Source organism: Caproiciproducens sp. NJN-50 (genome assembly GCF_004103755.1).
In the GTDB taxonomy this organism is placed as follows: Bacteria; Bacillota; Clostridia; order Oscillospirales; family Acutalibacteraceae; genus Caproicibacter.
Window position 1 is genome coordinate 452,969 of record NZ_CP035283.1, and the last position, 22,476, is coordinate 475,444.

Genomic DNA, 22,476 nt, shown 5'->3' on the forward strand with positions numbered 1-22,476 from the left:
TCACTCCTTTATTCAGATTACTGCTTTTTAAATTTCCCGGACCACTTTGCTTCCATGGCGTCGATCTTATTTTTATCCCAGCCGTACTCTTCCAAAATCTCATAGTTGTGTTCCCCAAGATCGGGTGCCCGCTTCATTTCCGCCGGTGTTTTGGAAAAACGGATCCAGGGGCCGCGGGTCTTGACGCTTTTGATTTTCTGGAAGCTGGGCTGCGTCGGAATTTCGACAAAAGTGCCGCGTTCCCAAAGGACCGGGTCGTGCACCACCTCGTAAGTCGAACGGATCTTACAGCAGGCGACTCCGCCGTCTTTCATGATTTTTACAGCGTCGTCGATATTGTCGAACTGACGCAGCCATTCCTCCAAAACGGCAACCAGCCTCTTCAGGTTCCTGACGCGCATTCCGCTCGTTGCAAAGTCGGGGTCCTCCAGCATCTCGGGCTTGCCGATGGAGATACAGAGTTTGTTCCACATGCCGGCGGTAAACGCGGCGATGATAACGCACTGATTGTTTTTGCCCATATAGATGCCGTAAGGCGCCATTGTGCCGTGGTGCGGACCGGAGCGGGTGGGATGAGCTTCCAGATTCGCGGCATTTTCAGCGGTCGTGTTGCAGCTGATCAGGCCGTCCAGAAGGGAAAGGTCGATATACTGTCCTTCCCCAGTGCGAAGGCGGTGATACAGCGCCGCCGAAATAGAGCCGAACGCGTTAAAGGCGCCCACATAATCCCCGATTGTCACGCCGTTTTTCACGGGCATCCCGTCCGGATCGCCACACAGGTCCATCAGACCAGACATCCCCTGCGCGATAATGTCAAAGCCCGGCATGGTGCGGTACCCTCCAGTCTGGCCGCAGGCGGAGATGGAGCAATAGATGATTTTCGGGTTCACCTTGGCAACCTTTTCATAATCCAGATTGAATTTTTTCATCAGTCCGGGTTTGAAGCTTTCAATCACCACGTCGGCGTCCTGAATGATCCTGTAAAGGAGCTCTTGGGATTCAGGGTCGTCCAGAGCCAGCTCAATCGATTTTTTGCCCCTGTTGCACCAGATGAAGGTAAGCGACTGCCCTTCGATTCTCGGATTGATACCCCGGCTGTCGTCACCGGCAACCGGCCGTTCCACCTTCAGAACATTCGCGCCCAGGTCGGCAAACATCGCCGTCCCGCAGGGTCCCGCCACGTTATTGGTGAAATCCAGTATTTTAACACCCTCAAAAATTCCCGCCATGATGACATTCCTCCTTCTGTTTATCACGGATTTTGAATTTCTTTTATTTTCCGTTGAACTGTGGTTTCCTCTTTTCAAGGAAAGCCGTGACGGCTTCCCGGTAATCTTCGGTCAGCTCGCACTCGCCCTGGCATTCGACTTCGGCCTCAAGCCCATCCGCGAACGAACCGAACTGCGCGCGGTTGATCATCGCCTTGATGTTGCCGTAAGCCACGGTAGGGCCGTTTGAGTACTTCTCAACATACTGCCGCACGCGGCTTTCAAGGTGATCTGACGGAACCGCTTCTGTAAAAAGTCCCCAGTCGGCCCCTTCTTTTCCCGTGAATTTTCTTCCCGACATCAGCAGGTCCGTAGCTCTTACGGTACCCGCCGCGCGGGTGAGAAAATAAGTTGTACCCGAATCGGGAACAAAGCCGATATTGACGAAAGCAAACAAGCATTTTGACTGTTCGTCGATGATTTGAAAATCACAAGCCATTGCCAAAGCAAGGCCGGCCCCCGCGACGGCGCCTTCGATCCAGGCGATGACGGGCTTGCGCAGATTGCGCAGGCGGAGGTTGGTTTCCGCTCCGGCGCGGCACACCTGCCTTGTTCCCCTGACTCCGGAGTCGATCCGGGTTTTCATGGCGTTCAAATCCCCGCCGGCGCTGAAATTGCCGCCGGCCCCCCGGATCACGACCGCTCGGACCTTTTCGTCATAATCGCATAGGTCGAAGCATTCCTTTAACTCGCGGTGGGTGTCGATATTGATCGGATTGCGTTTTTCGGGATGGTTCAGCGTAATGTAGCCTACCTGATCTTTAACTTCGAACAAAACGTGTTGAAACATCTGTTTTCAACTCCTTTCGCAATGGTTTTGCCTGATTCCCTTTTCTCGGGCAGCAGGTTTTTCCGTTTTGATGCCGTCAAAGTTTTTCATCAGTCTCTTAATATGGAGCAAATACGGTGCCAACAATCGGTTTCCATTCATATTCGCTTTTCTCCCTAAATTGTTTGTTAATTATCTGTCAATATTACACAAGGATATTTGGCCGGTTGAAAGAGGGAACTTTGTCGGAAAGCCAAAGGATTTTCTGCGTTGATAAAAAATGCGCAATTTCTGCACACGGTGCGCGCAGAAATTGCGCATTTGCCTGATTTTTCAGCAGAACCGGAAGGGCTCCGCCCCGGAGAAACTGCGCGGACGGGAAACACAGCCGCTGCCTGCTGCCGCTCGCGGATGAATCACAAACATAAGTGTAATATATAGGAATTGCGCAATTTATAAGCGCGATATATAATGAAAGCAGAAAAAATAATGAAAAGCCGGATGAAATATGTTGTTTCCCCAGAAAGAGGTGCATCAAATGCTTTTCCCGGACGTGACTTGCACCGTTTCGGAATCGCTGAAAAAGAACAGAGAGTACGGACTTTACGACGTTCTGGAGCTGGACGGAATGATCGTGATTACCCTGTTCCGCCAGAATCACAAAATTCAAGTGAACGGCATCATCGAAAACAGAAAGATCGACCAAAATAAAATTTTCCGTTTTATCGAATGCTGCTGGGACCGGATTTTTGCCGGGGAGAAATTCAGCAACTTTTTCTGGGAGGGCTGCTATTACCACATGACCAGCAAAAAACAGGCGAAACCGTTTCTTGCCTTTACTCTGGTGATACGAGAGGGATCGCCTTTTCCGGAAAAAGACCTGCTCTGGCTCGATGTTTATGAAAAGCTGAATTATCAGCGAACACTGATTGAAAATGAGGCTTTTCAGAATAAAAATCTGTATGATAACCTGTTCGAAGGAGTCCCCTTCGCCATCGCGGCCCTGAATTTGAGCGGAAAGGTCTTGCGGATGAATCCTTCGGCAAGCCGGTTGTTCGGCGTTTGCCAGGATCATGCTTTTGTGCTGGCCAGGCCGGAGCAGAATAAAATCCTTCAGGCTATGATTCATCAGGCGATTCTGACAAACGACCGGCAAACCAATCAGGAATTTGTGTTTGGACAGGATGACGACATCCGCGTGCTTTCCCTTTCCGTCAGCCCGCTGCAGAACAGCAAGAATCAAACTGCCGGGGTGATTGTTCTGGCCAGTGACAAAACCGAAAAACGGCTTTTAACCGCGGAGGTTGAGCAGCTCAAGCAATATGGCTTTTTAGGAGAATTTTCGATGGGGCTGGCCCATGACATCAAGAATCCCCTGATGATTATCAACGGGTGTGCCAAGAAAATTCCGCAAAATAACCAACAGGGCGAACATCTGAGGAACATCATCTCTTTTCAGGTCGAGAGAATTAACGAAGTAATCAGCGAACTGATGACCTTGGGCAGTTCCATGCGGGATCCGGCTGAGGCAATGGTGGATTTGAATGTTGTCCTTCAGAATTGTCACACGATGGCGACCCGTCAGCGAACCGGACCTCAAGCCGCGATCAGGATGGATCTGGCTCCGGATCTTCCGCAGTTTTATGCCAAGGAGGTCCATTTGCGCCAGATATTTTCCAATTTGCTTGTCAATGCGATGGACGCCGTGGGCGACGACGGCAACATACTGATGAAAAGCCGCAGTGACGAGAACCAAATCCAGGTCGTCATCAGCGACGATGGATGCGGAATTCCCCGCGAGCTTCAAAAGAAAATATTTATTCCTTACTTTACGACCAAACGAAACGGGACCGGCATGGGTTTGTTTATTGTCAAACGAATTTTGGAACAATATGGCGGCAGCATCAGCATTGAATCGGAGCCGGGGAAGGGCACTGTCTGCCGCGTAAGCCTCCCAATCACTCATAAGGGCCCGGAATGCGCAAAATCGCAGGAATAATGTTGCCGTTTGCGGCGCAAAAGTGATTTTTATCTGACTCCCTAGAAAGATGTGATCCTGATGAAACAGCTTATTTTAGTGGCGGATGATGAGCCTATCATTTGTCAGATGGTACAAGAAGAATTAAAGTCTGCCGGTTACGATGTTTTGACGGCGCAAAACGGGCAAGAAGCGGTTGACCTTATCAACGGCAACCCGGTGGATCTTGCAATTTTGGATGTCTACATGCCGGTCCACAGCGGATTTCAGTGTCTGCAGGAGCTGCGCCGGAAGAATCCCGTCATGCCGATTATTATGATCACAGCGTATGCGACGGTGGAAAATGCCGTGGAGGCGATGAAATACGGAGCGAACGACTATATCGGGAAACCCTTCGACTGCGCGGAACTTGCTGAGAAAGTGCAGCGCATTCTGCGAACCAACGAACGGAAGAAGTCGGGGAAAGCAATCTCCACTGAGCTGATCGGTACGAGCTGCCAGATGGCGGAGCTGCGGCATAAAATCAAAAAGGTTTCCTGCAGCAACGCCACTGTCCTGATTACCGGTGAAAGCGGAACCGGGAAAAGCGCCATTGCCAAGGAGATCCACCGGACAGGCACGCGAAGCGCAAGCCCTTTCGTTCACGTCGACTGCGCCTCTTTGCCCGAAAGTCTGATGGAGGATGAATTGTTCGGACATGAGCGCGGCGCCTACACAGGAGCAATCGGGCAGAAAAAGGGAAAATTCGAACAGGCTGAAGACGGAGATCTGTTTCTTGACGAAATTGGAACGCTTCCGCTTCCCCTGCAGGCGAAACTTTTGAATGTTCTGCAGGAACGCTATTTTTTCAGGATCGGCGGGTCGGAGAGGATTGAGGTCCACTCCCGCATTTTAGCGGCAACAAATGAAAATCTGGAAGAGGCCGTTTACTCGGGAAGGTTCCGCAAAGATCTGTATTATCGTCTGAACGTGGTGGAAATCAAATGTCCTCCGCTCAGACAGCATCGTGAGGATATCCGTATCTTAGCGGAATACTATTTTGACGTGTTTTGGAAGCGGAACCGTGGGGAAGAAAGCCTGCCTTCCATTGACCCGGAGATCTACAAGGCCATGGAGGGATATGACTGGCCCGGCAATGTGAGGGAACTGGAAAATGTGATAGAAAGCATCGCGGTTTTAAGTGAAGGAGATAAAATCGGGTTGGCGGACCTGCCGGTAAATTACCAGCAGGAATGCCATTTGGGCCAAGGCGGAAAACAGGGAAAGGAAAGGCTTTCATTGAAGGAACAGGAAATTATGCTGATTATTGAAGCCCTGGAACGCAACAATGGAAACCGGACCAACACGGCGAAAGAGCTTGGGATATCCCGCAGGGCACTCCAATACCGGATCAAAGAGCTGAATCTTCTGGACCCGTGATCCGCCTCCCACGAAAACTTCATGCATAGTATTTCTTGATCCATATCGATCATGCCGTATGAAATTCCCTCTGCTTTATTATCCCAATAAAAAATCCGTCGGTGCATTGCCGGCGGATTTTGTTTATTTTACGGGGATGCTGCCGCAGCTTTCCAGGGGATGGTAAACAACCGGAAATTCGACGAAAAACGGTTCCTTGTGTTTGCCCTCCAGCAGCTCCAGCAAAAGATTCAGGCATTTTTCAGCCATATCCTCCATGGGGACCTGCACGTTGGAAATGGATATGACCGAATTTTCTTCGAGATCGCGGTCCCCGTTGCCGATGCTGATACATTCGAGATCCCGGGGAATTTTGATCCCTCTAAGAAAAAAAGTGCGAAGCGCCCCCGCCGCCATTGCATCCGAGCCGAAAAAGATGCAGTCGGGCATTTCTTTTTGCTCAAATAATTTCATGGCGGCCAGATATCCGCCGCGCATGGAATTTTGCTCGTAAATAATGGGCATCGCCTCCATGCCAAATTCCGCTATGGTCTGGAGAAAGGCGGTCGTCCGCAGCCACATTTCCGCAAAGACCGGCTCGGAGGTGATGATGGACGCTCTTTTATGCCCCCGCAGCGCAAAGATCCGGGCGGGCAGGCTGCCCAGCGTAAAGTTGTTGATCGTGGCGGCGCAGAATTTCACGGAGCTCCGGTTATAAAGCACGGTCGGGATGAGCGGGGTCATTCCCTCCAGGTATTCCATGTCCTGCTGAGAGGCGTTGCAGATGATGGCCCCGTTGAACATGCTGAGATTCTGCTGGGAAGCCGCCCGGCACAAATTCCCGTTTTCATACGGCCGGATAATGATATCGATGCCGCGCCCAATGCCGAGCACAGCGCGCTGCAAGCCGTGAAGAAATCGCACCATCATGGGCGCGCGAAAATCCGTGGCCCAGTAAAGCGCGACCACCGTGTTCTTTTCCCCGGCCGAGCGGAGCCTGCGCGCGGCGAGATTGGTCTGATACCCAATCTTCTTTGCCGCGTCCATTATTTTCCGCTGTGTGGCCTGCGAGATGTTTCTCTGGTCCCCCTCTCCCCTCATCACAACGGAAGCGGTCGTTGGCGAGACGCCGGCCAGAGCCGCCAGTTCTTTTAGTGTCGGCAATGGATTCCCTCATTTCAATCGATGTTTGTCCTGTACAATTTAATTATAAAATCTTTGTAGAAAAAATCAATAAAATTCGGATTGACATTTGTTAAATAGTAAACTAATATAGAGAGTATCGTTATACTATAACGATACTCTATTAATATTATACATTAAAGGAGGTATTTTGTTGAATAAAGTTATCGTTGGGGGTGGCCAGGGATTCTGGGGCGACAGCAATGATGCTGCGATACATATGGTGAAGAAGAGCAACATCAATTATATGGCCTGCGATTACCTGGCGGAGCTGACGCTTTCCATTATGGAACGGCAGAAGCTGAAAAATCCGGAGCGCGGCTATGCAGGAGATTTTATCGGCCTGCTGGACCAATGCGGGAAGGAGGCGTTCGACAGAAAGATCCGCATCATATCAAACGCGGGCGGGATGAACATCGAAGGCGCCGTAAACGCGATCAGGCAGGTGGCCGAACGGCAGGGAATGCACGGCTACAAGATCGGATACGTGCAGGGCGACGACATGAAGTCCCAGATTCCGGAGCTGCTCCGGCAGGGGGTCGATTTCAAGAACATCGACGATGTCGGCGACTTTAAGGACATTCAGGGCGACATTCTCAACGCCAACGTGTATTTCGGCCATGAACCGATCGTGGAATGCCTGGAGGGGGGCGCGGACGTGACGGTGACCGGACGCGCGGCGGACTCCGCCCTGTTTCTCGCCCCGTGCGTGCATGAGCTCGGATGGAGGGCGGACGACTGGGAGAATCTGTCCAGGGGCATCATGGCCGGCCATTTGCTGGAATGCGGCGGCCAGGGCGCGGGAGGAAATTATCAGTACGACTGGCGCGGCGTGCCCGACATGGATCAGCTCGGCTTCCCGATCGCTGAAATCGGCAACGACGATTTTATCGTTACGAAAGCGCCGGGCTGCGGCGGCGTCATCTGCGAACAGTCCGTGAAGGAACAGTTCCTCTACGAGGTTCACGATCCGGCCAACTACATTACCCCGGACGTCAATGTCGACATCAGCCATGCCACTTTGACGCAGGCCGGGGAGAACCGGGTCCGCGTCGGGAATGTTCACGGCAAACCCCGCCCCGATACGCTCAAGCTCAGCATCGGCTATCACGCCGGATACAAAGTCGTCACCTATTTGAGCTTTGCGTGGCCGGACGCCTATGAAAAGGCGCAGTATGCGGCTGAGATCCTGAGAAAAAAGATGGAGCGCAAGGGGATGAAATACGAGGACGTGAACGTGAGTTATGTCGGGCTGAACGCGCTGCATCTCGGCGTGGCCGACATGAGCGGGGACCTGATCAAAAACCAGAATGAAGTCGTGCTGAGGATCGCGATCCGGACGAAGGAAAAATCGGAAGCCGCAAAGATCATTCCGGAGATTTCCCCGCTGCAGCTCAACGGCCCTCCGGGCGCCAGTTTCTTCGGCGGCCGCTCCCATGTCCAGGAGGTCATCGGCCTGTGGCCGACGCTGATCCCGCGCGACGCAGTGAAACTGACGTCCCGCATTGTGGAGGTGAAATGACCATGAAGGAAATTTATCTGAAGGAGATCGCGCACGGGCGCAGCGGCGACAAGGGCGACACAAGCAACGTCTGCGTCTTTGCCCGCAAACCGGAATACTATGCGATCATCAAGCGCGAGGTCACGGTGGAAAAAGTCCGCGAATACTTCGGCGGCATGGTGAAAGGAAGCGTCACCCGTTACGAGGTGCCCTCTCTGAACGGCTTCAACTTTGTCATGAAACACGCTCTCGGCGGCGGGGCGACCCTTTCCCTCCGGCTCGACAGCCTTGGCAAATCCATGGGCTCCGCTTTCATGCGGATGAAAATTCACGTCGGCGACGAAGAGGTGTAACCATGGAATCTTTGACAGGTGCGCTGGAAAATTTGACGGTGCTCGACCTGACGCGCGTCCTGGCGGGGCCGTTCTGCACCATGATGCTGGCCGACATGGGCGCCAATGTGATTAAAATCGAGATACCGAAGCGCGGGGACGACACCCGCTCCTATCCTCCTTTCAAAAACGGGAAAAGCCTTTATTTCGCCAATATCAACCGGAACAAAAGGGGGATTACCCTGAATCTGAAATCGGAGGAAGGAAGGGAGATTTTTAAGGAGCTGACGAAAAAGGCCGACGTCGTGATCGAAAATTACCGTCCCGGCGTCATGGATAAGCTCGGCCTGGGATACGAAGAGCTGAAAAAGATCAATCCCCGCGTCATTTACGCCGCCGTTTCCGGGTTCGGCTGCTACGGCCCGTATTCGCAGCGCCCGGGCTACGACATCATCTCGCAGGGAATGGGCGGCCTGATGAGCATCACGGGCCAGCCGGATGATCCCCCGACCCGCGCGGGAAACGCCATGGGCGATATCCTCGGCGGACTGAATGTGGCCATCGGGATTTTGGCCGCGGTCAACGCGCGCACGCTCACCGGGCGGGGGCAGCGCGTGGACGTGTCCCTGGTGGATTCGGTCGTGGCGGCGCTGGAAAATACGGGAGAGCGATACCTTGCTTCCGGTGAAATTCCGAAACGGCTGGGCAACCGTTATGCCGCGGTTTCCCCCTACGACACGTTCAAGGCGAAGGACGGCTATTTTATCCTCGCCTGCGGCAACCAGAAGCTGTACGAGATTCTGTGCAGGGAGATCTTAAACAGGCCGGACCTGATCGAAGACCCGCGTTTTCTCGACCTGCCGCTCCGCATCCGGAACCAGGATGACCTTCAAACGGTCATAGAGGACTTTTTCAAGGACTTCACCGTTCGGGACGCGGTCGACCTGGTGCTCTCGAAGGGCGTTCCGGCCGGGCCGATCCTGGATATCAAAGCAATTCTGAACGATGAACATATCGCGGGGGCGCGGGAAATGTTTGTTCCGCTGCACGATCCGGCCATCGGGGACATCACGGTCAACGGCGACGCGATCAAACTGATGGATACCAAGCCGGGCGTCCGCACCCCCGCGCCGGCGCTCGGACAGCATAACCGGGAGATCCTGCACGGACTGCTTGATTACAGCGACCGGCAGATTTCATTGCTGACGGAAAAAGGAGTTTTATAGTCCTTCTGTTTTACTAAATTATGGGGAGGAGAAAATCATGCCGCTGGGACTTCTTGGCTTTTTAACCATCTTAGTGATTCTTTTCCTGATTTTAAGCAAAAAAGCATCCACCTTAACCTGCCTGATCGCGGTGCCGATCCTGGCCTGTATCATTGCGGGGCACGCGGATAAAATCGGTACATACAGCGTCGACGGAATGAAGAGCGTCGTCGCGACCGGCGTGATGTTCATTTTCGCGGTCCTGTTTTTCACCACCATGTCGGATGCGGGCGCGTTTGACCCGATCGTAAAAGGAATTTTGAAAATCGCGAAAAACGATCCGGTCAAAATCTGCGTCGGAACGGTTGTGCTGACCTGCGTGACCCATTTGGACGGTTCCGGGGCGACAACTTTTCTTATTACGATTCCGGCGCTGCTGCCGCTTTACAAAAAGCTGGGCATGCGTCCCTGGATTTTAACCACCCTTTGCGCGCTGGCGGCGGGCACCATGAACATGCTGCCCTGGGGCGGGCCCACGATCCGGGCCGTAAGCGCTTTGCATTCTTCGCTGGACCAGGTCTTCACGCCGATGCTGGTTCCCATGCTGTGCGGACTGCTGAGCGTCTTTGCGATTTCCGTCTATCTCGGAAAGAAGGAGAGGAAACGCCTGGCGTCCGGGACTCCGGCCGGGGATGTGTCGCTCGAAGAAGCGCAGGCGGCGAAAGCTCTTTCCGGCAATGCCGGCGATTTGGCCCGTCCCAAACTGTTCGTCTTCAATATTATCCTGATTCTGGTTACCGTTGCGGTTATGGTTTCCTCTTTGCTTCCGCCCGCGCCGACTTTCATGATCGCGCTTGTGATCGCGATGGTCGTCAACTATCCCGATATCAAGCTGCAGGGCAAAATCATCAATTCCCATGCGGAAGCCGCGCTGATGATGGCAAGCGTCCTTTTCGCCGCCGGTTCCTTTATCGGGATCATGGGCGGCTCCGGGATGCTGGATGCAATGGCAACCAGCCTGGTGCACATCATCCCGCAGTCGCTGGGAAGCAAGATCCCTCTCATTATCGGTTTGATCGCCATGCCGGCCAGCCTGCTCTTTGATCCGGATTCCTACTACTTCGGAGTGATGCCGGTGCTGGCTTCCGCCGTGCAGAAGATCGGCTTGAATCCCGCGCTGGTTGCAAGGGCGTCGATCGCCGGTCAAATGACGATCGGATTCCCGCTGTCGCCGCTGACCCCGTCGACCTTTCTCCTGATCGGCTTAGGGGAGATCGACCTTGGGGAACATCAGAAAAAAACGTTCCCATGGGCGTATGCGGTCTCTCTTGTTATCCTTTTGGTCGCAGTCATCACCGGGGCGATTACTCTGTAAATACGCTTGCCACAAAGCGAAAAATCCCTCCGGCAGCCCGGACCTTGGCGGAGCACAGGGAGAATTTTTCTCCTGTCACAGGCTTGTTTGCGTGTGACAGGAGGATTTTTTCCGGATCAGCGGGAAGCGGCCGCCGTTCATTTTGAGAGGGCATTTCCTTGACTCGGAACAAAAACAATGATATGATAATAATAATTTTAAAGGCCATGAAGGCCTTGCCTTGCATCGCATGAATTTAATTCTGGGATGAACCCGGTCAAAGATGCCACTCTTTGCCGGGCTTTTTGTATTTCCGCAACTTCTGAGAGGGAAAGAAAGATTGGAATGAAACTGAATGAATTCCTGAAACAGAATCCCCGCTTTGCCCTGGCGTTTTCCGGCGGGACGGATTCCTCCTATCTGTTGTACGCCGCCAAAGCCGCGGGATGCGACGTCCGCCCCTATCTGGTCAAGTCGCCGTTCCAGCCTCAGTTCGAGCTGGACGACGCGCGCAGGGTCGCGGAGCCGCTCGGCCTCACACTGACGGTGGTCGGCTTTGATATTTTGCAGGACCCGGATGTCAGAAAAAATCCGCCGGACCGCTGTTATTTTTGCAAACGAGCCCTTTTTACCCGCCTTCGGGAACTGAGCCGCTCCGACGGATGCGAACTTCTGTGCGACGGCACAAACGCTTCCGACGATGCGGGCGACCGCCCCGGCATAAAGGCGCTTCGGGAGCTTGGCGTCCGTTCGCCGCTGCGCGAATGCGGGCTGACGAAGCCGGAGATCCGGAGGCTTTCGAGGGAGGCGGGACTTTTTACCGGGGACAAGCCGGCTTACGCCTGTCTTGCCACACGCATTCCGGCCGGAACGGAAATCACAGCGCCGTTGCTGCAAAAGATCGAACGCGCCGAAGAATCCCTTTTTGCGATGGGTTTTTTCGATTTCCGCGTGCGGTATTTCAACGGCGCGGCGAAATTACAGCTTCCCGGGGAACAATTTCAAATCGCGATGGAGCGGCGGGCGGAAATCGTGTCGGCACTCGAGTCGAATTTCGACGCCGTCCTGCTGGACCTGAGCCCGAGAAAAACGGAGGATAAAATATGGAACAGCAGCGGACTTTAGAAATTCTGAACAGGGTGAGCCGCGGGAAAATCACGCCGCAGGAGGCGCTTCTGGAGCTCAGGATGGAACCGTTTGAAGATTTGGGATACGCAAAAGTTGACCACCACCGGGAGCTCAGGCACGGAGTGCCGGAGGTCGTTTACGGAGCCGGAAAGACGGCGGACCAGATCGGCGGCATTGTCGCCGCCCTGAAGGAGCACGGGGACCACAACATCCTCATCACGCGCCTGACGCCGGAAAAAGCCGGCGAGGTCAGCAAAAGGGTGCCGATTGATTACGATCCGGTGTCGCGCATCGGGATCTGCGGGCGGAAGAGCGAGATCACCGCATCCGGCACGGTCGTCATCGCAACGGGGGGGACAAGCGATATCCCAGTGGCGGAGGAAGCGGCCGTCACCGCCGAGGCGCTGGGAAACCGCGTGCAGCGGCTCTATGACGTCGGCGTGGCGGGACTGCAGCGCCTGCTTTCCAAAATGGACATTCTCATGAGCGCCCGGGTCATCGTTGCCGTCGCCGGAATGGAGGGGGCCCTTGCCACCGTGATCGGCGGGCTGGTCGCGTGCCCTGTTCTCGCCGTCCCAACCAGCATCGGCTACGGGGCGAATTTCAGCGGCCTTTCCGCCCTGCTTTCCATGCTCAACTCCTGCGCGGGCAACGTGAGCGTCGTCAATATCGACAATGGTTTCGGGGCGGGTTATCTCGCCAGTTTAATCAATCACATCGGAGGGAACCAGGAATGAAACTTTATCTGGAATGCAATATGGGGGCGGCCGGCGATATGCTGATGGCCGCGCTTCTGGAACTGCTGCCCGACCGGCAAAAATTTCTGGACCGGATGAACGGCCTTGGCATTCCCGGCGTCAGGGTCGAATGTATGCCGGCGGTAAAATGCGGCATCGCGGGCAGCCACATCAAAGTTTCAGTCAACGGCGAAGAGGAAACGGTGCAGGATGTTCCCATGGAGGCCGGAGAGGAAATTTCCGCCGTAGAGGAGGAACATCACCACGGGGACGGGGATCACGGGCATCATCCTCACGGGCATTCCGGCCATGACCACAGCCATGGCCATGGACACCATCATTTCAGCTATGAGGATGTCCGCGGGCTGATCGGCGCGCTTGACCTGCCCGATCAGGTGAAATCCGACGCGCTGGCGGTATATGCCCGGATCGGGGAGGCGGAATCGAAGGTGCACGGCGTTCCCATGGACCAGATCCATTTCCACGAGGTCGGCTCAATGGATGCCGTCGCGGATGTAGTCGGCTGCTGCCTTTTGATTCACATGCTGGGCGTTCGGGACATTTCGGCTTCCCCGGTGCATGTCGGTTCCGGATTTGTTCGGTGCGCGCACGGGATCCTGCCGGTTCCGGCTCCCGCCACGGCCTGTATTCTGAAGGGCGTGCCAATTTACGGCGGCAGGATCCGGGGCGAGCTGTGCACGCCGACCGGAGCCGCGCTTCTGCGCCATTTTGTGGGACGGTTTGGAGAAATGCAGCCGATGCGGGTCGATCGGATCGGCTGCGGCATGGGGTCCAAGGATTTTGAAGCCGCGAACTGCATCCGGGCATTTTTGGGCGAGGCGGACGGCCGGCAGGATGAGGTCGCGGAAATCAGCTGCAACCTCGACGACATGACGCCGGAGGCGATCGGGTATACGTCGGAGCTTTTGATGAAAAGCGGGGCGCTGGACGTCTTTGTCACGCCGATCCAGATGAAGAAGAACCGGCCCGCGTCGATGCTGACCTGCCTGTGCAGGCCGGAAGACCGGGAGAAGATTTCAAAGCTGATGCTGCTGCATACGACCACGCTGGGAGTCCGATACACGACTTGCCAAAGGAGCATCCTGAGTACCTCAATCGGCGCGGTGGAGACTCCTTACGGAAGAATCAGGGTAAAATACGCCGATGGGAACGGAATCCGGAAGAGCAAGCCGGAATATGAGGACGTGAGGGCGTCAGCGGAGAAATTCGGCGTTCCGTTCGGCGAAGTCTACCGGCAGGCCGCCGCCGCTCAGGGAAAAGAGGACGCTGAATGAATATTGCCTGTTCGCCCTGGCTGAAGCTCAGGGAAACGCTGACCCCCGAAGACCGTGATCAAATTGAAGACTTGCAAATGCGATGCGGCCGGGCGGAACCGGTCGCCCTCAAGCTGGAACTGGACTACAAGCTTGCGGCCGCTTTGAATCGTCCGGAGGACAGCGCCATTCGCGACGTGAACGAGTTCCTGTACTTCGACGGTCAGAGGCTGGCCGGCTATCTTGGAATCTGTAGTTTCGGCGGGCCGGGAATGCCGCTGGAGGCGACCGGCATGGTGGCCCCGGAGGAGCGGCGGAGGGGGATTTTCACCACATTGTACCGGCTGGCTCTGGCGGAGGGAAGACGCAGGAGTTCCGCGGGCATGCTTGTGCTGTGCGACAGAAAGTCGGATGCCGGACGGAAATTCATTGAGAAAATCGGGGCGGCTTATCACCATTCCGAATACGAAATGGTTCTGAATCAGGCCTGGGAGGCGCCGGGCGGCGGGAAATTATGCGGGGTAACCCTGCGGAAAGCAACGAACGCGGATGCCCGCGAAATTGCCGAACAGGATTCCGTCTATTTTTCCGACGAAGCGCCGGAATCGGAAGCCGGTCCTGGCGCGGACCGGCCGGATGTCCCGTCCGGGGAAATTCGCCTGCCGGAAGAGGAAGAGAAGAAAGGGTTTGTCATCTGGCTTGCGGAGAGAGACGGACGGTCCGTCGGCAAAGTGAACCTGGAGCTTGGGTCCGGATCCGGCGGAATCTATGGGCTGGGCGTGAAACCCGAATTCCGTGGAAGAGGGTTCGGCCGATCCATTTTGCTTCAGGCGGTCGAAAAGCTGAAAGAAGCGAACGCAAAGAAGATTTTGCTCCAGGTGGCCGCCGATAACGCGAAAGCTTTAAACCTTTACACCTCCTGCGGGTTTTGCGAAACGTCAACCATGGATTATTTTAAAGCGGATTTATAATTTGCCTGTCGGCGTACGGAAGACACAGCGGGTACAAAAATAACACCAAAAGGGCGGGGCCGGAATTCCGGCCCCGCCCTTTGCCGCAGCCAGCGGCTTTATTTCATCAGATGCATATCGTCTTTGAGGAGCACGTCGTGGGCGCCGCCCTCCACGATGCTGACGGAGGAGACCAGCGTCAGGCGGGCTTTTTTCTGGAGCTCGGGAATGGAAAGCGCACCGCAGTTGCACATGGTGGAGCGGACCTTGTTCAGCGTCAGGGCGACGTTGTCGTGCAGATTGCCTGCGTACGGGACGTAGGAGTCGACCCCTTCCTCAAAGCTCAGCTTTTTTTCGCCGCCCAGGTCGTAGCGCTGCCAGTTGCGCGCGCGGGCGGAACCTTCGCCCCAGTATTCCTTCATGTAATTGCCGTTGATCATCACCTTGTTGGTCGGGCTTTCGTCAAAGCGGGCGAAATAGCGGCCCAGCATGCAGAAATCGCAGCCCATCGCAAGGGCGAGAGTCGTGTGGTAATCATAAACGATGCCGCCGTCGGAACAGATCGGCACATAGATGCCGGTTTCCTCAAAATATTCGTCCCGTGCCTTTGCGACCTCAATGACGGCGGTCGCCTGCCCGCGGCCGATTCCCTTGGTCTCGCGCGTGATGCAGATGGAACCGCCGCCGATCCCGATCTTCACAAAATCGGCGCCCGCCTCCGCGAGGAAGCGGAATCCGTCGCGGTCCACCACGTTGCCGGCTCCGATTTTGACCGAATTTCCGTACGTCTTCCGCACGTAGTCGATCGTGCGCTTCTGCCATTCGGTGTATCCTTCGGAGGAATCGATGCAGAGGATATCCGCCCCTGCCTCTACCAGGGCGGGAATCCGTTCCTCGTAGTCGCGCGTATTGACGCCGGCTCCGACCACGTAGCGCTTGTGGGAATCCAAAAGCTCCAGCGGATGCCCTTTGTGGGAATCATAGTCCTTGCGGAACACGAACGCCGCCAGTCTGCGCTCTTTGTCGAGGATCGGAAGGGCGTTGAGCTTGTTGTCCCAGATGATGTTATTGGCTTCCTTCAGACTGACGCCTTCCTCGGCATAAATGATTTTATCGATCGGCGTCATGAAGGTGAAGACCTTTTCCTCGGGAGACATGCGGCTGATGCGGTAATCGCGGCTTGTCACGATGCCGAGAAGATGGCCGTTCGGCGTGCCGTCGTCCGTTACCGCCACGGTGGAGTGCCCCGTTTTTTCCTTCAGGTCCAGGACATCGGCGAGCGTCTGGTCCATCCGGATGTTGGAGTCGCTGACCACAAAGCCCGCTTTGTAGCTTTTGACGCGTCCCACCATTTCCGCCTGCTTTTCAACGGGCTGGGAGCCGTAAAGGAAGGAAATCCCTCCCTCCTTGGCCAGCGCGATCGCCATACGGTCGTTGGAAACCGACTGCATGACGGCGGAAACCAGAGGAATGTTCATGCTCAGCTCCGGCTGCTCGCCCTTTTTAAAACGCACGACGGGCGTTTGCAGCGAGACGTTTGCGGGCACGCATTCCGCGGAGGAATAGCCCGGCACCAGCAAATACTCGCTGAAGGTGTGACAGGGCTCTTCATAAAAATAAGCCATTTGATCTTCTCCTTATCTCTGATTGTTCCTGGACAGCTTTCGCGGCGGCCGGCAGGATCGCGCCGGAATCAAAGCGCCGGATCATCTGCTTTAACGCTTCCCCGCCTAGCATCGGGTTTTCTCATTATTATATCACGGATCGCCGGTTTGTAAAGGGATACGTTCCGCCGGGGGGCGGCATGAAGTCCTCTTTGGTGGAAATTGACAAGGCACCGCGAAGCTTATATAATGATAACAGGATTTTTAGTTGCAGTCCGAAAGGCAGGGGCGCCTTTCTCCGCATCCGGGGCTTTCCCCCGTTCCGCCGCTTTAAAAAAGCCGCCGGAGCCGCGGCGCCTGGACGACGCTCGGAACAATCACCGATTCGGCCAGCTCATCCGGTGGCCGCGGTCGGTGTTTTTAGATGAAAGGGAGTTTTCATGATGAGGCGCAGGGACCGTGAAGTCAAAGACCTGAATGAGATCGTCCGGATCGTCGGCCAATGCGAAGTTTGCCACATGGGACTGGCGGAGGATGGCCGTCCCTATGTCGTCCCTCTGAGCTTCGGTTTCGACGTCAGGGGAGACAGCGTTACTTTCTATTTTCACTGCGCCTCCGAGGGACGCAAGATCGATATCATCAAGCGAAATCCAAAAGTATGCCTTCAGTTCGACTGCGGGCATCGCCTGATTGCAGCGGACAGGCCCTGCGACTGCTCCACGGAGTATGAAAGCGTCATCGCTTCCGGCGCGGCCGAGTTCGTCACGGACCGGGAGGAAAAGGTTCGGGCGCTGACGCAGCTGATGAAACACTATGAAACGGGGGAGGCCTTCGAATTCGACAGCCGGATGGTCGACCTGGTCACCGTGATCAAAGTGCCGGCCGATCAAATCAGCGGCAAGAGGAAAAAGTCTTAGAACGGAGAAAACTTCATTTTTTCGGACAACATCTGCTTTATTGCCAGACGGCGCGGCCGAAAGCGGGACTTAGGAATTTATTTAAAAGAGGCGGAGTTTATGATCCGATTCAACTGTGATTACAGCGAAGGCGCCCATCCGAAGGTTCTGGAGCTTCTTGCCCGGACCAATCTGGAGCAGACGGCCGGCTATGGGGAAGATCCTTACTGCATGCAGGCGGCCGAATTGATCCGGAAGAAATGCGGATGCCCGGAGGCCGGAATCCAATTCACTGTCGGCGGAACCCAGGTCAACAGCATTGTAATCGCCGCGTCGCTGCGGCCCCATCAAGGGGCGCTCTGCGCCGATACCGGGCATATCAACGTCCATGAGAGCGGCGCAGTGGAAGCCACCGGCCACAAGGTTCTTCCTTTGCGTGGAATGGACGGGAAAATCACCGCCGCTCAGATTCAGGCGGCCTGCGACGATCATTTCGGCGACGAAACCCATGAGCACATGGTTCAGCCGGGCCTGGTCTACCTCTCGTTCTCAACGGAGCTTGGGACGATCTACTCCAAACGGGAACTGACCGAAATCAGCGGAGTCTGCCGCAGGAACGGACTGCTTCTTTATGTGGACGGCGCCCGTCTCGGCTACGGCCTGGCCGCGCAGGGCTGCGATCTCGATCTTCCCTCGCTTGCCGGGCTCTGCGACGCGTTTACCATCGGCGGCACCAAGGTCGGCGCGCTGTTTGGCGAGGCGCTGGTGATCCGCAGCGCGGCACTGAAAAAAGACTTCCGCTACATCCTCAAGCAGAGGGGCGGCATGCTCGCGAAAGGCCGTCTGCTGGGCATTCAGTTTTTAGCGTTGCTGGAGGACGATCTCTATTTTGATATCGCCGCCCATGCCGACCGGCAGGCGATGGACATCCGCCGTGCCTGCGCCGAAAAGGGCTGGAAGTTTCTCTCTTCTTCTCCTACGAACCAGCAGTTCCCGATTCTGCCGGACAGGGCGCTCGATATTTTGCGGCGGGATTATGAAGTGTCCGATTCGGGACGAATCGACGAGACGCACGGCGCCGTCCGTTTCTGCACCAGCTGGGCGACCCGTGACGAGGATGTGGACCGGCTGGTGAAGGATATCCGGGGAATGTAAAGCGTTTCAGCTTTACAAGGAAAGAATCGCGTTTGATTTCTGTGATGCCGCCGACAAATTGATACAAGGAGTATTATGATGTTTCAATATCACAAATATCACGCGCTCGGAAACGATTATATCGTGCTGAATCCGGGCGAAATATCGTTTGAACTTACCCCGGAGCGCATCCGTCTGATCTGCGACCGGCATTTCGGCGTCGGTTCGGACGGCATCCTGCTCGGTCCGCTGCCGCGGGACGGCGCCGGGCCGGACCTCAGAATCTACAATCCGGACGGCGGGGAAGCGGAAAAAAGCGGGAACGGGATCCGTATTTTTTCGCGCTACCTGATCGATAAAAAGCTGGTCGCGGCCGACCGCTTTGAGCTGAAGACGCTCGGCGGGCCGGTGCGGGTGGAGAAGCTGAAACCGGACGGCAGTCTCCTTCGCGTCTCCATGGGAACCGTCACGTTCCGGAGCTCCGAAATCCCGGTCTCCGGGCCGGACCGCGAAGTAGTCGGTGAGGAGATGGAATTCGGGAAAAAGCGGATGAAAGCGACCTGCGTCTCCATCGGCAACCCGCACTGCGTCATCCCGGTCAGGGCCGTTTCCCCGGAGTTGGCCTGCGAGCTCGGCCCGGACGTGGAAGGCGCGCCGCAGTTCCCGAACCGCATCAACCTCCAGATTTTGCAGGTTTTGGACCGCAGAAATATCAAAATCGAAATCTGGGAGCGCGGGGCGGGCTACACGCTGGCATCCGGGACGAGCAGCTGCGCGGCGGCCTGCGCGGCGCACAGGCTCGGCCTGACGGACGAGGAAGTGACCGTCCATATGCCGGGCGGCGAGATCACCGTGAAGATCGGCGGCGACTGGTCCGTCCTGATGACCGGCAGTGTCAGCAGCGTGTGTGAAGGCGCTCTTTCCGGTGAGTTTTTAAACGCGCTCTCAAAGCTGCCGTAAGACGCCCAGGGACTGTTTGCATTTATGTCAAGCGGGAAGGGAATCGGAATGAAAATCACAATTTACAGCTGCAGTTCGGAAGAAGAAGGATATTTGGAGGAGCTCCGGAGAAAATACGGTGTCGAGCTTTTTCCGACCAAAAAGCCCCCGACGGCGGAAACCGCCGCGCTGGCCGGGGGCAGCCAGTGCATCAGCATCGTCACGACGGCAATGGACGAAGAGCTGCTGAAAATCTACCATAACGCCGGGGTACGCTTCATTTCAACCCGCAGCATCGGGTACGACCATATCGACCTGAAAGCGGCCGAGAGGCTCGGGATGCATATCGGCAACGTCAGCTATTCGCCGAACAGCGTGGCGGACTACACCGTGATGCTGATGCTGATGGCGATCCGCAGGGTCAAGGCCATCCTTCTCAGAAGCGCGAATCAGGATTATTCCCTGCGCGGCCTCCAGGGGCTGGAGATGCACAACCTGACCGTCGGCGTGATTGGGACCGGACGCATCGGCAGGACGGTGCTGCAGAACCTGACCGGCTTCGGCTGCCGGCTCCTCGCCTACGACCTGCACCCGAACGATTCTGTGAAAAAAATTGCCGGGTATGTTTCTCTGCCGGAGCTTCTGCGGCAGAGCGACCTGATCACCCTGCACATGCCCGCGACCGAGGAGAATTTCCACATGATCCGCCGGGACACTATCCTGCAGATGAAGGACGGCGTCATTCTTGTCAACACGGCGCGGGGCTCGCTGATCCATACGGGGGATTTTCTGGACGCTGTGGAAAGCGGCAAGATCGGCGGAGCCGCGCTGGACGTGGTGGAAGGGGAGGAAGATCTGTACTACAAAGATCTGAAATCCAAGGTTCTGGACAACCGCGGCCTCGCGCTGCTCAAATCATACCCGAATGTTCTGGTGACGCCGCACATGGCGTTTCATACCAATCAGGCCGTGAAGGATATGGCGGAGAATTCCGTCAAGAGTTGTGTCCTGTTTTCCAAAGGGGAAGAAATTCCCTGGCAGATCATTTGATCCAAAAAATTTATTTAATAAGGTATCTTTTGCATTTTTTAAAGAAATAGATTCATTTTTGTTAAATTAAAGAAGTTTTTGTGCTATAATAATCTTTTGATGCAAGTTTTTTAACTGCACGGAAAATTGATTAGGGTAGGGTGAACAAAAATGGATCGAGAACAATGGGGATCAAGATGGGGTTTTGTGCTTGCGGCGGTCGGCTCGGCGATCGGGCTCGGAAACATCTGGAGGTTTCCTTATGTCGCTTATAAAAACGGCGGCGGGGCTTTCCTGATACCGTACATTTTCGCGCTGCTGACCACAGGCCTTTCCTTTGTCGCGCTGGAGTTTATCATCGGCAAGAAATACCGCGGCTCCGCACCGCTTTCTTACTTCCGGATCAACCGTCATATGGAATTTGTCGGATGGTGGCAGTTTGCGATCAGTTTTGTCATCATGACCTATTATGCCGTCATTCTTGGCTGGGCTCTGAGCTACATCGGGTTTTCCGCCACACTGGCCTGGGGAACGGATACCAAATCTTTTCTTTTTAACTCCTATCTGAATGTTCTTCCAAGCGCTTCCGTGACAAACCTGGGCGGGATTGAATGGAGAGCGCTGATCCCTCTGCTGGTGATCTGGGTCGTCACGCTGGCTATTTCTTACCGCGGCGTGAAAAAGGGCATTGAGAGCGTCAGCAAAATCGCGATCCCGGCTCTTGTGGTTCTTTTCCTGATCTTTGTGGTCCGCGCGGTCACCCTTCCTGGCTCCGCGCTTGGCCTGAATGCTTTTTTCCAGCCGCAGTGGGACCAGATCCTGAATCCGGAAATCTGGAAGGCGGCCTATTCCCAGATTTTTTACAGCCTCTCGCTTGCGATGGGGATTATGATCACTTACAGCAGCTATCTTCCGGAAAAGACCGATACCACGAACAATGCCTTTATCACGGCGTTCTCCAATTCGGGCTTTGAGCTGCTTGCGGGCTTCGGCATTTTTGCGGCGCTCGGCTTCATGGCGAACAATTCCGGCGTGGCGGTCAAGGACCTCGCCGCCGGCGGCATCGGCCTCGCGTTTGTCGTGCTGCCCCAGATCATTAACCAGCTTCCTTTCCCCCAGTTCTTCGGCGTCGTTTTTTTTGTCTGCCTGCTGATTGCGGGCATCACCTCTCTGATCTCGCTACTGGAGGTCTGCATCTCCGCCGCGTCGGAAAAATTCGGGTGGGACCGGCGCCGCTCCGTTCTGCTCATCGGCGGCCTGGCCACCCTGGTCTCCGTCGCGTATACGACGCGCGGAGGGATGTATCTGCTGGATGTCGTCGACAACTTCGTCAACGGGTTCGGCGTGCTTCCGTCTGCGGTCGTTGAAATCGTTTTGGTCCTGTGGGTCTTCCGGCAGATGAAGCCTCTGATGGAGGAAGCGAACCGCTATTCCCAGATCAGGCTCGGCGGCTATTTCAAAATCGCGCTGGGGCTGATCACGCCCGTCATGCTGGTGGTGATCCTCTTCAGCTCGCTGGTCGCCAACATTGAAACTGTCTACGGCGGATATCCGGCGGACTTTGTCGCCGTCTTCGGCTGGGGCATGGTGATCCTGATGCTGGTATTTGCCGTGCTGATCCCGCGCCTTTCCTGGAAAGAGAAAAGCGTACTGAAAAAGGAGGAGAAAGAATGAGTGCGTCCGCAATTGTGATGATGATCGTTGCCGTGTGCGTCATTTGGGGAGGTCTCGTAGCCAGCGTAATCCACGCTGTTCGTCATTCCTGACCGGATGACCGTCTGTGCCGGAGGAAAGGAGA

General features: G+C 55.4%; 20 protein-coding genes. 16 read left to right on the top strand and 4 right to left on the bottom strand.

The window, feature by feature from the left end; all coding sequences use genetic code 11:
• Nucleotides 1-17 precede the first annotated feature (17 nt).
• Both EQM14_RS02315 and EQM14_RS02320 read right to left on the bottom strand, forming a co-directional pair.
• Nucleotides 18-1,229 carry a CaiB/BaiF CoA transferase family protein gene (locus tag EQM14_RS02315; protein ID WP_128741431.1) on the bottom strand — a complete coding sequence of 404 codons (1,212 nt, stop codon included), beginning with the start codon at nt 1,227-1,229 and terminating at the stop codon, nt 18-20.
• A gap of 43 nt (nt 1,230-1,272) precedes the next feature.
• The gene (locus EQM14_RS02320; RefSeq protein WP_128741432.1) at nt 1,273-2,058 is read right to left on the bottom strand and encodes an enoyl-CoA hydratase/isomerase family protein; all 786 of its coding nucleotides are present in this window, start codon (nt 2,056-2,058) and stop codon (nt 1,273-1,275) included.
• A 517-nt stretch (nt 2,059-2,575) separates the two neighbouring features.
• On the opposite strand from EQM14_RS02320, the gene EQM14_RS02325 reads away from it, so the two are divergent.
• Both EQM14_RS02325 and EQM14_RS02330 read left to right on the top strand, forming a co-directional pair.
• Entirely contained in the window at nt 2,576-4,036 is a 1,461-nt protein-coding gene (locus tag EQM14_RS02325; protein WP_164918923.1) for a two-component system sensor histidine kinase NtrB, read from the top strand.
• Between the two features lie 60 nt (nt 4,037-4,096).
• Nucleotides 4,097-5,434 (top strand): sigma-54-dependent transcriptional regulator, encoded by a 1,338-nt coding sequence (locus tag EQM14_RS02330; RefSeq protein WP_128741434.1) that lies wholly within the window; start codon nt 4,097-4,099, stop codon nt 5,432-5,434.
• A gap of 123 nt (nt 5,435-5,557) precedes the next feature.
• Here the strand turns inward: EQM14_RS02330 and EQM14_RS02335 are convergent, their stop codons facing one another.
• Nucleotides 5,558-6,577 carry a LacI family DNA-binding transcriptional regulator gene (locus EQM14_RS02335; protein WP_128741435.1) on the bottom strand — a complete coding sequence of 340 codons (1,020 nt, stop codon included), beginning with the start codon at nt 6,575-6,577 and terminating at the stop codon, nt 5,558-5,560.
• A 172-nt stretch (nt 6,578-6,749) separates the two neighbouring features.
• On the opposite strand from EQM14_RS02335, the gene EQM14_RS02340 reads away from it, so the two are divergent.
• The 8 genes from EQM14_RS02340 to EQM14_RS02375 all read left to right on the top strand — a co-directional run bounded on the left by EQM14_RS02340 (nt 6,750) and on the right by EQM14_RS02375 (nt 15,097).
• On the top strand, nt 6,750-8,117 hold the full coding sequence (locus EQM14_RS02340) for an acyclic terpene utilization AtuA family protein (protein ID WP_243112589.1): 1,368 nt from the start codon (nt 6,750-6,752) through the stop codon (nt 8,115-8,117).
• Nucleotides 8,118-8,119: 2 nt separating this feature from the next.
• A complete protein-coding gene (locus EQM14_RS02345) occupies nt 8,120-8,449 on the top strand; it encodes an AtuA-related protein (RefSeq protein WP_128741437.1) in 330 nt (109 codons plus the stop codon).
• Between the two features lie 2 nt (nt 8,450-8,451).
• Complete coding sequence (locus EQM14_RS02350) at nt 8,452-9,654, top strand: CaiB/BaiF CoA transferase family protein (protein WP_128741438.1); 1,203 nt, start codon at nt 8,452-8,454, stop codon at nt 9,652-9,654.
• Nucleotides 9,655-9,691: 37 nt separating this feature from the next.
• On the top strand, nt 9,692-11,008 hold the full coding sequence (locus tag EQM14_RS02355) for a CitMHS family transporter (RefSeq protein ID WP_128741439.1): 1,317 nt from the start codon (nt 9,692-9,694) through the stop codon (nt 11,006-11,008).
• A gap of 324 nt (nt 11,009-11,332) precedes the next feature.
• Nucleotides 11,333-12,112 (top strand): ATP-dependent sacrificial sulfur transferase LarE, encoded by a 780-nt coding sequence (gene larE, locus EQM14_RS02360; protein ID WP_128741440.1) that lies wholly within the window; start codon nt 11,333-11,335, stop codon nt 12,110-12,112.
• On the top strand, nt 12,091-12,852 hold the full coding sequence (gene larB / locus EQM14_RS02365) for a nickel pincer cofactor biosynthesis protein LarB (RefSeq protein WP_128741441.1): 762 nt from the start codon (nt 12,091-12,093) through the stop codon (nt 12,850-12,852). Before larE ends, larB begins: the two co-directional genes overlap by 22 nt.
• A complete protein-coding gene (gene larC / locus EQM14_RS02370) occupies nt 12,849-14,147 on the top strand; it encodes a nickel pincer cofactor biosynthesis protein LarC (RefSeq protein WP_128741442.1) in 1,299 nt (432 codons plus the stop codon). Before larB ends, larC begins: the two co-directional genes overlap by 4 nt.
• Nucleotides 14,144-15,097: a GNAT family N-acetyltransferase gene (locus tag EQM14_RS02375; protein WP_128741443.1), complete on the top strand. Its 954-nt coding sequence runs from the start codon at nt 14,144-14,146 to the stop codon at nt 15,095-15,097. Before larC ends, EQM14_RS02375 begins: the two co-directional genes overlap by 4 nt.
• 98 nt (nt 15,098-15,195) lie before the next feature.
• Here the strand turns inward: EQM14_RS02375 and EQM14_RS02380 are convergent, their stop codons facing one another.
• On the bottom strand, nt 15,196-16,701 hold the full coding sequence (locus EQM14_RS02380) for an IMP dehydrogenase (protein WP_128741444.1): 1,506 nt from the start codon (nt 16,699-16,701) through the stop codon (nt 15,196-15,198).
• Between the two features lie 419 nt (nt 16,702-17,120).
• On the opposite strand from EQM14_RS02380, the gene EQM14_RS02385 reads away from it, so the two are divergent.
• From EQM14_RS02385 to EQM14_RS02410, 6 genes are all read left to right on the top strand, one after another.
• Entirely contained in the window at nt 17,121-17,597 is a 477-nt protein-coding gene (locus EQM14_RS02385; RefSeq protein WP_128741445.1) for a pyridoxamine 5'-phosphate oxidase family protein, read from the top strand.
• Between the two features lie 99 nt (nt 17,598-17,696).
• On the top strand, nt 17,697-18,731 hold the full coding sequence (locus tag EQM14_RS02390) for a threonine aldolase family protein (protein ID WP_128741446.1): 1,035 nt from the start codon (nt 17,697-17,699) through the stop codon (nt 18,729-18,731).
• A gap of 78 nt (nt 18,732-18,809) precedes the next feature.
• Entirely contained in the window at nt 18,810-19,670 is an 861-nt protein-coding gene (gene dapF, locus EQM14_RS02395; RefSeq protein WP_330546165.1) for a diaminopimelate epimerase, read from the top strand.
• Nucleotides 19,671-19,718: 48 nt separating this feature from the next.
• Complete coding sequence (locus EQM14_RS02400) at nt 19,719-20,699, top strand: D-isomer specific 2-hydroxyacid dehydrogenase family protein (RefSeq protein WP_128741448.1); 981 nt, start codon at nt 19,719-19,721, stop codon at nt 20,697-20,699.
• A 150-nt stretch (nt 20,700-20,849) separates the two neighbouring features.
• A complete protein-coding gene (locus tag EQM14_RS02405) occupies nt 20,850-22,352 on the top strand; it encodes a sodium-dependent transporter (protein WP_128741449.1) in 1,503 nt (500 codons plus the stop codon).
• Nucleotides 22,349-22,444, top strand: coding sequence for a methionine/alanine import family NSS transporter small subunit (locus EQM14_RS02410; protein ID WP_128741450.1), 96 nt, complete (start codon nt 22,349-22,351; stop codon nt 22,442-22,444). Before EQM14_RS02405 ends, EQM14_RS02410 begins: the two co-directional genes overlap by 4 nt.
• Nucleotides 22,445-22,476 lie beyond the last annotated feature (32 nt).

Bases quoted from the DNA above. Each gene is read 5' to 3' on its own strand.
- EQM14_RS02325 (WP_164918923.1), top strand. From the start codon at position 2,576: ATGCTTTTCCCGGACGTGACTTGCACCGTTTCGGAATCGCTGAAAAAG.
- EQM14_RS02350 (WP_128741438.1), top strand. From the start codon at position 8,452: ATGGAATCTTTGACAGGTGCGCTGGAAAATTTGACGGTGCTCGACCTG.
- larE (WP_128741440.1), top strand. From the start codon at position 11,333: ATGAAACTGAATGAATTCCTGAAACAGAATCCCCGCTTTGCCCTGGCG.
- EQM14_RS02375 (WP_128741443.1), top strand. From the start codon at position 14,144: ATGAATATTGCCTGTTCGCCCTGGCTGAAGCTCAGGGAAACGCTGACC.
- larB (WP_128741441.1), top strand. From the start codon at position 12,091: ATGGAACAGCAGCGGACTTTAGAAATTCTGAACAGGGTGAGCCGCGGG.
- EQM14_RS02400 (WP_128741448.1), top strand. From the start codon at position 19,719: ATGAAAATCACAATTTACAGCTGCAGTTCGGAAGAAGAAGGATATTTG.
- EQM14_RS02330 (WP_128741434.1), top strand. From the start codon at position 4,097: ATGAAACAGCTTATTTTAGTGGCGGATGATGAGCCTATCATTTGTCAG.
- larC (WP_128741442.1), top strand. From the start codon at position 12,849: ATGAAACTTTATCTGGAATGCAATATGGGGGCGGCCGGCGATATGCTG.
- dapF (WP_330546165.1), top strand. From the start codon at position 18,810: ATGTTTCAATATCACAAATATCACGCGCTCGGAAACGATTATATCGTG.
- EQM14_RS02405 (WP_128741449.1), top strand. From the start codon at position 20,850: ATGGATCGAGAACAATGGGGATCAAGATGGGGTTTTGTGCTTGCGGCG.
- EQM14_RS02315 (WP_128741431.1), bottom strand. From the start codon at position 1,229: ATGGCGGGAATTTTTGAGGGTGTTAAAATACTGGATTTCACCAATAAC.
- EQM14_RS02410 (WP_128741450.1), top strand. From the start codon at position 22,349: ATGAGTGCGTCCGCAATTGTGATGATGATCGTTGCCGTGTGCGTCATT.
- EQM14_RS02355 (WP_128741439.1), top strand. From the start codon at position 9,692: ATGCCGCTGGGACTTCTTGGCTTTTTAACCATCTTAGTGATTCTTTTC.
- EQM14_RS02385 (WP_128741445.1), top strand. From the start codon at position 17,121: ATGATGAGGCGCAGGGACCGTGAAGTCAAAGACCTGAATGAGATCGTC.
- EQM14_RS02390 (WP_128741446.1), top strand. From the start codon at position 17,697: ATGATCCGATTCAACTGTGATTACAGCGAAGGCGCCCATCCGAAGGTT.
- EQM14_RS02320 (WP_128741432.1), bottom strand. From the start codon at position 2,058: ATGTTTCAACACGTTTTGTTCGAAGTTAAAGATCAGGTAGGCTACATT.
- EQM14_RS02345 (WP_128741437.1), top strand. From the start codon at position 8,120: ATGAAGGAAATTTATCTGAAGGAGATCGCGCACGGGCGCAGCGGCGAC.
- EQM14_RS02380 (WP_128741444.1), bottom strand. From the start codon at position 16,701: ATGGCTTATTTTTATGAAGAGCCCTGTCACACCTTCAGCGAGTATTTG.